This is a genomic window from Gilvimarinus sp. 1_MG-2023 (assembly GCF_030548285.1).
In genome coordinates this window covers 1-268 of sequence record NZ_JAUOSC010001072.1, presented here as the reverse complement: position 1 = coordinate 268, position 268 = coordinate 1, and the positions used below count along the sequence as shown (strand labels likewise).

The following is a 268-nucleotide window of genomic DNA, read 5'->3' as shown; positions in this document are numbered from 1 at the left end:
CCCAGTCATACGTCGGCGGGTCCAGCCGCTCACCGGCCATAAACACGGTTTGCAACTTGCTGAGGTCGTATTGCTGTGCCAACAGACAATCCGGGTCTTCCTTGCGGATGGCACGGAACGCGGTTGGTGCTGCAAACAGCCCTTTGACACCATATTCTTCACATACCCGCCAGAACGAACCGGCATCCGGTGTCCGTTCGGGTTTGCCTTCATAAAACACGGTCGTACAACCAGCCAGCAACGGGGCATAAACCATATAGGAATGACC

1 protein-coding gene is annotated in these 268 nt (G+C 55.6%); it reads right to left on the bottom strand.

Going from position 1 to position 268, the window contains the following annotated elements; translation table 11 throughout:
* Positions 1 to 268, bottom strand: a 268-nt coding sequence (locus Q4563_RS20160) for an AMP-binding protein (protein ID WP_303605781.1), incomplete at both ends; no start/stop codon positions are given.